We start from the raw sequence: 9,088 nt of genomic DNA, 5'->3' as shown, positions 1-9,088 counted from the left end.
CTGATGTTTTTTCTTAAAGTTAGGATACTTAGTACGACCAGCCAAGAAATTAGTAAAAGCTGTTTGTAGGTGTCTTAACCCTTGTTGTAAAGGTACACAGCTAACTTCGTTTAAAAACTCTAATTCTTCTTGCTTTTTCCAATCGGTCAACATTGAAGAAGTTTGAACATATCCTACTCTTTCTTGTTTTTCGTACCATGCTTGTGTTCTGAGATGGAGAGCTTTATTGTAAACTAATCTTACACAGCCCAATGTGCGCCGCAATAGGGACTCTTGTGTTGGTGTGGGGTAAAATCGAAACGAATAGGCTTTTTCCATACCTCACATTTTAGCATATATTTCGTAAATGTGCTAATATTTAACAGTAAAGCCGTCGTAGAACGACGGGGTTTCAGACCCAAAATTTCCGATGAAATTACCCCGTCTTGCCACTTTAATCATTGGTCTGAGCTTTATTTTCGGATTAATGTTGTGGTTAGTCAACTCTATCTATCGTCTTTACATCCAGATCGCCTTTACCGCTCCTATCTTAGCTAATATTCTGCTTTTGCTCATTATCGGACTGCTGGGCTTGCTGATATACGTTCTTTTGTACTACTTTTATCTGCTGCCCCAGCGCCAAAAAAGTCGCCGCGGGTTGCATTCTTCCTCCCGTCCACCCCTAAAATTACCAGTAGAAAAAACCGAGGCTGCCGGGGAAACCTTAAAAGCTATCCGGCAACAAGTGGAGCAAATTCAAGATAAAGTAACTCAACAGGTTTTTATTAAGCGTTCCCAAGAAATTGAGCGAAGTTTAGTTAGAAAAGAAGTTAAAATCATCGTTTTCGGCACAGGATCGGCGGGAAAAACCTCCCTAATTAACGCCCTCATCGGTCAAATGGTGGGCAATGTGGAGGCAACCATGGGAACCACGGAAAAAGGGGAAACCTATAGTTTAAAAATGAAAGGTGTGAATCGGGAAATTCAAATTACCGATACCCCCGGCATTCTCGAAATTGGTGCAGCCGGAGGTCAAAGGGAACAGTTAGCGCGACAATTAGCCACGGAAGCAGATTTACTTTTATTTGTCATCGATAACGATATTCGACAATCGGAATACGGCCCTTTATTGCGTTTAATTGATATTGGTAAACGTTCTCTCTTAGTCTTTAATAAAATCGATCTCTATAGCGACGAAGATCGAGAAATGATTTTAAAACAATTACGAGAACGGCTAAAAGGAGTGATCCTTTCCGCCGATATTATTGCCGTTACCGCTAATCCCCAACCAGTACAGTTAACCGGTGGACAAATCATCACACCGGAACCGGATATTTTAGCTTTAATTAAACGTTTAGCTTCAGTTTTACGGGCCGAAGGGGAGGATTTAGTGGCAGATAATATCCTCTTACAATCCCAAAGATTAGGGGAAGAAGCTAGGAAAATTATCGATCGCCAACGTCGTCGCCAAGCTGATAAAATTATCGATCGCTATCAGTGGATCGGTGCGGGAGTGATTGCGGTGACTCCCTTACCAGTGTTCGATCTGTTAGCAACGGCGGCGGTTAATGCTCAAATGGTCAGAGAAATTGGTCAAGTTTATGGCTGTGAAATTAACAGCGATCGAGGCAAGGAATTGGCTCTATCTTTGGGCAAAACTCTAGTTAGTTTGGGAGTGGTGAAAGGAGCAGTAGAATTATTAGCCAGAATCCTACAATTAAATTTTACTACCTATATAGTCGGTAAGGCAATTCAAGGAGTCAGTGCCGCCTATTTAACCCGCATTGCTGGCAAAAGTTTTATTGAATATTTCCGTCAGGATCAAGACTGGGGTGACGGTGGCATGACGGAAGTGGTACAAAGACAATTTCAACTCAGTCGCAAGGAGGAATTTATTAAGTCTTTTGTGGCCGATGCGATCGGTAAAGTGGTACAACCTTTTCAGGATGATTGGCAGCAAGAAGAAGTTTTAGAAGCTACTCGCGAGGATGATTGGTAAAGATCGAACCTTGAAGCGATAGGCAAAATTGTATAGTAATTGTTACAATCGTTCTGGGGTTCCACAAGGGCAAAAAAAAGATGCGACAGCAAGTTATCGACTGGTTAAAAGAAAACGTCAACGAACACCGTCTGCGCCATATTCTTGGTGTGGAGACCATGTGTATTGATTTAGCTCGTCATCACGATCTCGATCCCGTCCAAGCAGGGCAAGCCGGGTTAATGCACGATCTAGCCAAATTTTTCAAGCCCAAAAAACTGTTAAAAATGGCGGAATCGGCGGGAATAGACGTGGATAATATCTGTGCATCCCATCCCCACTTACTCCACGCCGATGTCAGTGCAGTTGTCGCCCAAAAAGAATTTAACGTTACCGATGAGGAAATTCTCGAAGCGATTCGCAATCATACCCTCGGTAAACCCAATATGAGCGATCTTAGCTGTATAGTCTTTATTGCCGATGCCTTGGAACCCAATCGCGGCGATACACCCGAATTAAACGCCCTACGACAACTCAGCTATCAAAATCTCCATAAAAGCGTTCAACAAACCTGCGATTATTCCCTAAAATATCTTTTAAGTAGCCATTGTCCCATTCATCCCCGCACCGTGCTAACGCGCAACTGGGCGTTACAAATTGTTAAAGAACAACCAACGGAAACTAAAACCATTGATTAACATAATCTCAAGACTCGCTTAAAACCACCTCAGCCAAAGGATAACCACAACCTGAATGACCAATCCCACTGGAATTATTACCCCCGTCGCCGAAAATCTCAAGACCGAAAAATTTCTAGAGACAATTGTCACCGCTGCCGAGGACAAGAAAGCAGGGGACATCGCCATCCTGAAAGTCGCCGATATCTGTTATTTAACCGATTATTTTCTGATTATTACCGGCTATTCTACCACCCAAGTGCGAGCGATCGAGGATGCGATCGAAGCCGCTATGGAACTAGAATGGCAACAATCCCCCCGACAAGTGGAAGGAAAAAGCGAAGGTAGCTGGATCCTGATGGATTATGGTGATATCATTGTCCATATCTTTTTACCAAAAGAGCGAGAATTTTATAATTTAGAAGCATTTTGGGGTCATGCTCAACGGATTCCTCTACCTAGCGACCATTTGGAGGAGTAGAATCCATGAAATCCTCCCTTGATTTCTGTCCCGTCCCGGAAGAACAGCAACCGGTTAACGAGTACGAACAATTAAAAGAATCTTGGTTTTTCCGTTGGGCTACGCTAGATGTAGCCTCTTATACAAAAAAAATTCTCTGGTTATGGTTATGGACATGGTTAATTGTCGGACCGATTGCCGCCGCTAGTTTTCCCCTGAAAAAGGCCCCTTTTCCCTTCTTCTGTGCGGGGATTTTTGGCTCGACAATTTTGGTAGGATTGGTGTTATTGCGCTTGTATTTAGGCTGGATCTACGTTTACGATCGCTTGCAATCGGAGAAAGTATTTTATGAAGAGTCGGGCTGGTATGATGGCCAAATTTGGACAAAAACCGCCGCCATTTTAACCCGGGATCGTTTAATCGTCTCCTATCAAATCCAGCCCATTCTCCAGCGTTTACAAAAAACCGCCCTGATTTTAGGGGCAATTGTCGCTATCAGTGGTCTTTTTTGGCTATTTTTCACTCACTAACCGCAACCAATCACCAATCTGAATGAATAGGGTAAAACGTTCACCAACCCACCGCTTAGAAATTCATCTCCTCCGGGAAGGCATTATTGAATCGGTCCATCATGTCGAGGCCGCTATTTGCGATGACCGCGGCCGGGTATTATCCACCGCCGGCAGCGCCGAAACTAGCGCCTTTATTCGTTCGGCCCTGAAACCTTTTCAAGCACTGGCTGTCATCAGTACCGGCACCCTCGAACGCTACGATCTCAACGATAAGGATCTAGCCATTATCTGTAGTTCTCACCAAGGCACGGTGGAACACGCCCGTCAAGTCTTTAATATTCTCTGGCGTGCCGATATCGATCCCAATGCCCTGCAATGTCCCCTCCCGTCCGGTAAACCCAGTCGCCTCCAGTACAATTGTTCTGGCAAACACGCCGGGATGTTAGCGGTGTGTCAACAGCGTGGCTGGCCGTTAAATAGCTATCTGCGGCGCTCTAGTCCGATACAGAAGCTAATTTTAAGCAAAATTGCCGAATTATTGGGGATGCCGGGAGATGAATTAATCAGCGCCCACGATGACTGCGGTGCGCCCACCTATTCAATGCAGTTGGGGCAAATGGCCCATCTCTACGCCCAGTTAGCCTCTGGCAACCGTTTAGACTTAGAAAGAATCGTCCGGGCGATGACCTATCATCCCCGCATGGTAGCAGGAGAAGGGGCTTTTGATACGGAATTAATGCGGGCTAGTCAGGGGGAAATCGTCAGTAAAGCCGGGGCCGAAGGTATTCAATGTATCGGGCGCGTCGGTGAGGGTTTAGGATTAGCAATTAAAGCCCTAGATGGTTCCAAACGGGCTAAATATGCCGCCGCTTTGCAAATTCTCAAACAGTTAGGCTGGATTACTCCCAATGTGGCCGAATCTCTCTCGGAAAAATTCCTCAAAATCGGCAGTTATACCCGCTTGGAAGTGGTGGGGGAAATGGCTTTATTGTAAATAGTGGGTTGACCAAGGGTAAATTCAATCTTGACAGACCAATAGGTCTATGGTACAGTGTGGGGGCATTCTCGCCGAGTGTGCGGCAGTTCAAGACAATACCAACAGTAGCCTATGAGTTTGATTGATAGGAAAATTCGTTTCGTCACCCTAGCTGTCGGGAAGAAATATCGAGATCATGCCCTTACCCTCGCCGAGGATATTCGTACTATAACTGATAATAGCCCTTTTGTAGTTCTCACTGATCGCCCTGAAGTTTTTGCCAAATCCGATTCGCTCATCCCGCTCCCCTCATCATTGCGACACCAGTTATCCGGAGGAGGCGAGCCGTCATCGTCAAAAGGCTAAAAGTCTTTCTAGTTAAGAAACTTACCCAAATAGAAATGATTTTAATTGTCCTATATTTTTTCGGTGAAATTGAATTAGCCAAGATAGATATACATTTCAGCCATTGAACTATTTTAAATTAGGACAGAGCATAAAAGCAAGCTGTAATTGGGTTATAATTTTTAGAGATGTCTAATAGAGAAGCGATTCTTTGACCTTGTTTCTATGGAATTTAAACTTGTAAGACACGAAGAGTTGATAATGCAAAATACTAAAACACCCACAGTCGTCTGTGCTGCGGACAACAATTACGCAATTCCTCTTGGCGTAATGCTTTACTCCTTGGCAGAGAACCTGAAAGAGGGGAAAGCTTTTATTTATGTTATTGATGGGGGAATTACCAATGCTAATAAAAAAAAGGTGATTCGGTCACTACAAAAATTAGAAGTCGAAGTGGTACTTAACTGGCTAAAGCCTCAAGAAGCAGCGTTCTTTACAATCGTGGAAAAACTTCCGACTTGGGGTCATGTTACTATTGCCGCTTACTATCGTTTATTAATTCCTTATCTCTTACCCCCGTCGATTGAGAAAGTTATTTATCTAGATTGTGATTTAATTTTGAAAGAAGATTTAAACAATTTATGGAAAATTGATATTGATAATCAATATTTATTTGCGGTGCAAGATATGGGATGTCCTCTAGTGTCAAGTAAAAATGGCTTAAAAACTTATCAAGAACTTCAAATACGCCCAGATACGCCATATTTTAACTCTGGGGTAATGATTCTTAATTTAAAAAAATGGCGAGAAGACGATATGTCTTTTAAAGTTATTAATTATCTAGAGGAAAATGGGAGACGTCTCCGTTACTGGGATCAGGACGGTCTCAACGCTATTTTGGCGGGCTGTTGGGGGAAACTGGATCCACGCTGGAATCAACTTCCTAATAAATTTTCTTCTTGGCAAGAAAGTCATTTTTCCGAGGAAGTTTATCATCAGGTTATGGAAGCTCCTTATCTAATACATTTTGCATCAGATGATAAACCTTGGAAATTTAAATTCTCTCCGTTAAGGGATACAGAAAAGCAATTTTTTGAATACTTAGATCGAACGGATTGGTCTGGATGGCGACCGAAAGAGGCATGGAAAAAAAGATTAGAACGATATTTTAACAAGGCTCTAGCCTATTTCAAAACCAAATCAGTTAGTTCTAATATTTTCTAGCAAAAGTTATAATTTTTTAGCCATGATACTTGCAAAACTTAAAACTTATATCTCTCGATTAGTCGGCAAAAGATCGGACAAACAGTCAAAGTTCTGGAGCATTTTTAAATCACCTAGTCTTCGCTACAAAATCTTTAAGGATAAGCTCGATACACTGCTGTATAGTTTATCCATTTCACAAGCGCATATTTTCTTTGTTCAAGTAGGTTCAAACGATTCTAGCTACGGTGATCCCCTACGTTATTTTCTGCTAGATAAACGTTGGTGTGGAATTATGATAGAACCCGTTGACTATGTATTCAAAAGATTATGCTCCAAATATGGTGATTATGGTCGATTTAAGTTGGAAAATGTAGCGATTGCCGAGGTAAACGGGTTTAAAGACTTCTACTATGTTGAAGAGACAGATTCCCCTTTGCCTGTTTGGTACGATCAAATCGGTTCATTTTCCTTATCTCATGTCTTAAAGCATATTGATTTTATCCCAGAACTAGAACAACGAATTCGGAAAACTCAAGTGGAATGTATAACGTTTGAAGAATTATGTAACCGGAACTCGGTTCGCACTGTAGATTTAATCCACATAGATACGGAGGGATTCGATTACGAGGTACTGAAAATGATAGATATTGATCGGTTTCAGCCTAGTTTAATCCTGTACGAGCATAAACATCTTTCCGATAGCGATAGGATATCCGCTCGGAGTCTCTTGAGCGCACGAGGATATCAATTGTTGCAGTTAAATAGTATGGATACTGTTGCCGTTTCTGTAAAAGCATTGGAAAACAGAAAACCCTTAAAGTGGGCGTGGAAAGTGATCACTAAAAATTTATCTTATCATCAAAATTCAGCGAGCAATTAATTTTTACAACTGCTAGAACTCGCCAAATAATAAGTTGATTAGTTTGAGGTGATAAAATATGGTTAAGGATACACTCACATTTGCCAAAATATCACCCAGACAAAGCACCATTGACGTAGGAACAGCGCAAAATGTAGAATGCTCTAGACCTTCTCAATTTTACACTGTACGCCTGATATTTTTGCCCTTCTTCCAATCCCTGAAAACGACAGTTTAAGCATGGCATGGAGGGTTAAAAACCCATATTCTCCCTAAATAATCACGATTTTCTCATAACTACCCCTCGATCGTTGTGCGCGAGAAAACGGATAATTGATTCAGTGATTAGGCAAAAGGGGGTTAGGTGTTGGGGTTTTTTCCTTTGTCCCTGAAATACCCCTCCACCCCAACAGTCCATAATCCCTACATATAAGGAGAATAATTAACTATGACCGAAAATAGAGGCCCGATTCCCGTAGTTGTCAACGGTGCAGCCGGCAAAATGGGACGGGAAGTCATTAAAGCCGTTGCTCGTGCCGACGATATGATCTTAGTGGGTGCAGTCGATCGAAATCCAGCTTTTCGAGGTCAGGATGTGGGGGAAGTGGCCGGTTGTGAACCCCTAGAAGTGCCGATTCTCGACGATTTACAGAGTGTTTTAGTCCTGGCAACTCAGGAAAAAGTGCAGGGGGTAATGGTGGATTTTACCCATCCCGACGGTGTTTATGACAACACCCGCAGTGCGATCGCCTATGGAGTGCGTCCCGTGGTGGGAACTACGGGATTATCGGCGGCACAACTGCAAGATTTAGCCGAATTTGCCGAAAAAGCCAGCACTGGCTGTTTAGTTATCCCCAATTTTTCCATTGGCATGGTTTTACTACAACAGGCTGCCGTGCAAGCATCCCGCTACTTTGATCATGTAGAAATTATCGAACTGCATCACAATCAAAAAGCAGACGCACCCAGTGGCACAGCCATTAAAACCGCCGAATTACTGGCCGAATTAGGTAAAACCTTTAATCCTGCCCAAGTTTCCGAAAAAGAAACCATCCCCGGTGCTAGAGGCGGTTTAACTGCTGAGAACATCCGTATTCATAGCGTGCGTTTACCCGGTTTAATTGCTCACCAGGAAGTCATTTTCGGTTCCCCCGGGGAAATCTATACCCTTCGTCATGATACCAGCGATCGCTCCTGTTATATGCCGGGGGTTCTCCTTTCTATCCGCAAAGTTACTCAGCTGCAATCCCTCGTTTACGGTTTAGAAAAAATCCTCTAAATCGAGACATTTTAGAGAAAGGAGAGGAAAAGGGCAAAGAAGAGAAATCTTGACAAATTGCCCTAAAAATGCTATCTGCTGGCTTTCCTATCCCCAAGCTTTAGACTGAGAAATTGAAGAAGTACCACAAGTCATTGAGGGACAAAATTGAGTGAAAACGGACAGTATTTTCTATCGTCTCTTTGAGACTTTTCCTGAAAGTTTCTTTGATTTGCTCAATCTTCCCCCAGAAACCGTCAATCATTATCAATTTTCCTCCCTAGAAGTTAAACAACTCGCTTTTCGTTTAGATGGGGTTTTTATTCCCGATAACCTGAATGATCCGATTTACTTTGTTGAGGTACAATTTCAAAAAGATGAACGGTTTTACTCACGCTTTTTTAGTGAAATATTTCTCTATTTTCATCAAAGCGAGTTAAGCCAGAATTGGCAAGGGGTGATCATTTATCCCCATCGGGAAATTGAAAATAGTCCCAAATCTCGTTATCAAGAATTCTTTGAGTCAGGCCGAGTTAACTGTTATTATCTGAATCAGTTAGATGAGGGGGATTCTCTGGGGGTAAAAGTGTTACAATTAATTGTAGAATCGGAACAAAAGACCTTAGAACAAGGAAAAGAACTGATTCAACAGGTTAGACAACAATTCCAGGAGTCTTTAAAAAGAGAGGACATTCTAGAATTAATTGAGACAATTCTCATTTATAAATTGCCCAAATTAAACCGTAAGGAGATTGAAAAAATGTTTAGTTTAAGTGATTTAAGAGAAACTAAAGTCTATCAAGAAGCTTTGGAGGAAGGCCGAGAGGAAGGCCGAGAG

Annotated in this window: 11 protein-coding genes; 10 read left to right on the top strand and 1 reads right to left on the bottom strand. The window is 42.4% G+C overall.

The features are described from left to right. Nucleotides 1-318, bottom strand: a 318-nt coding sequence (locus tag IM450_RS18745) for an RNA-guided endonuclease InsQ/TnpB family protein (RefSeq protein WP_287670450.1), incomplete at its 3' end; no start/stop codon positions are given. 91 nt (nt 319-409) lie between these two features. Between IM450_RS18745 and IM450_RS18740 the strand changes: the two genes are divergently transcribed. The 10 genes from IM450_RS18740 to IM450_RS18695 form a co-directional block, all read left to right on the top strand. Next, entirely contained in the window at nt 410-1,978 is a 1,569-nt protein-coding gene (locus tag IM450_RS18740) for a YcjF family protein (protein WP_002800828.1), read from the top strand. Between the two features lie 80 nt (nt 1,979-2,058). After that, a complete protein-coding gene (yqeK, locus tag IM450_RS18735; protein WP_002800826.1) occupies nt 2,059-2,655 on the top strand; it encodes a bis(5'-nucleosyl)-tetraphosphatase (symmetrical) YqeK in 597 nt (198 codons plus the stop codon). 55 nt (nt 2,656-2,710) lie between these two features. Further along, nucleotides 2,711-3,115, top strand: coding sequence for a ribosome silencing factor (gene rsfS / locus IM450_RS18730; RefSeq protein WP_002800825.1), 405 nt, complete (start codon nt 2,711-2,713; stop codon nt 3,113-3,115). 5 nt (nt 3,116-3,120) lie between these two features. After that, nucleotides 3,121-3,624: a CGLD27 family protein gene (locus tag IM450_RS18725; RefSeq protein ID WP_002800824.1), complete on the top strand. Its 504-nt coding sequence runs from the start codon at nt 3,121-3,123 to the stop codon at nt 3,622-3,624. Between the two features lie 22 nt (nt 3,625-3,646). Continuing rightward, nucleotides 3,647-4,600: an asparaginase gene (locus IM450_RS18720; RefSeq protein ID WP_287670443.1), complete on the top strand. Its 954-nt coding sequence runs from the start codon at nt 3,647-3,649 to the stop codon at nt 4,598-4,600. 114 nt (nt 4,601-4,714) lie between these two features. Then, nucleotides 4,715-4,948: a hypothetical protein gene (locus IM450_RS18715; protein WP_159296037.1), complete on the top strand. Its 234-nt coding sequence runs from the start codon at nt 4,715-4,717 to the stop codon at nt 4,946-4,948. A gap of 204 nt (nt 4,949-5,152) precedes the next feature. Next, a complete protein-coding gene (locus tag IM450_RS18710; RefSeq protein WP_002800822.1) occupies nt 5,153-6,151 on the top strand; it encodes a glycosyltransferase family 8 protein in 999 nt (332 codons plus the stop codon). Between the two features lie 22 nt (nt 6,152-6,173). Continuing rightward, nucleotides 6,174-7,013, top strand: coding sequence for an FkbM family methyltransferase (locus tag IM450_RS18705; protein WP_002800821.1), 840 nt, complete (start codon nt 6,174-6,176; stop codon nt 7,011-7,013). Between the two features lie 427 nt (nt 7,014-7,440). Beyond that, on the top strand, nt 7,441-8,271 hold the full coding sequence (gene dapB, locus IM450_RS18700) for a 4-hydroxy-tetrahydrodipicolinate reductase (protein WP_046661423.1): 831 nt from the start codon (nt 7,441-7,443) through the stop codon (nt 8,269-8,271). Between the two features lie 151 nt (nt 8,272-8,422). Beyond that, nucleotides 8,423-9,088, top strand: a 666-nt coding sequence (locus IM450_RS18695; protein WP_287670438.1) for an Rpn family recombination-promoting nuclease/putative transposase, incomplete at its 3' end; no start/stop codon positions are given.

The organism is Microcystis sp. M083S1, from assembly GCF_020246405.1.
Taxonomy (GTDB): Bacteria; Cyanobacteriota; Cyanobacteriia; order Cyanobacteriales; family Microcystaceae; genus Microcystis; species Microcystis aeruginosa_C.
The sequence above is the reverse complement of the archived record's forward strand: the minus strand, read 5'-3'. Positions and strand labels throughout refer to the sequence as shown.

What these genes read in the sequence shown, in the direction of transcription:
- IM450_RS18740 (WP_002800828.1), top strand. Translation starts at nt 410, where the DNA reads ATGAAATTACCCCGTCTTGCCACTTTAATCATTGGTCTGAGCTTTATT.
- yqeK (WP_002800826.1), top strand. Translation starts at nt 2,059, where the DNA reads ATGCGACAGCAAGTTATCGACTGGTTAAAAGAAAACGTCAACGAACAC.
- rsfS (WP_002800825.1), top strand. Translation starts at nt 2,711, where the DNA reads ATGACCAATCCCACTGGAATTATTACCCCCGTCGCCGAAAATCTCAAG.
- IM450_RS18725 (WP_002800824.1), top strand. Translation starts at nt 3,121, where the DNA reads ATGAAATCCTCCCTTGATTTCTGTCCCGTCCCGGAAGAACAGCAACCG.
- IM450_RS18720 (WP_287670443.1), top strand. Translation starts at nt 3,647, where the DNA reads ATGAATAGGGTAAAACGTTCACCAACCCACCGCTTAGAAATTCATCTC.
- IM450_RS18715 (WP_159296037.1), top strand. Translation starts at nt 4,715, where the DNA reads ATGAGTTTGATTGATAGGAAAATTCGTTTCGTCACCCTAGCTGTCGGG.
- IM450_RS18710 (WP_002800822.1), top strand. Translation starts at nt 5,153, where the DNA reads ATGGAATTTAAACTTGTAAGACACGAAGAGTTGATAATGCAAAATACT.
- IM450_RS18705 (WP_002800821.1), top strand. Translation starts at nt 6,174, where the DNA reads ATGATACTTGCAAAACTTAAAACTTATATCTCTCGATTAGTCGGCAAA.
- dapB (WP_046661423.1), top strand. Translation starts at nt 7,441, where the DNA reads ATGACCGAAAATAGAGGCCCGATTCCCGTAGTTGTCAACGGTGCAGCC.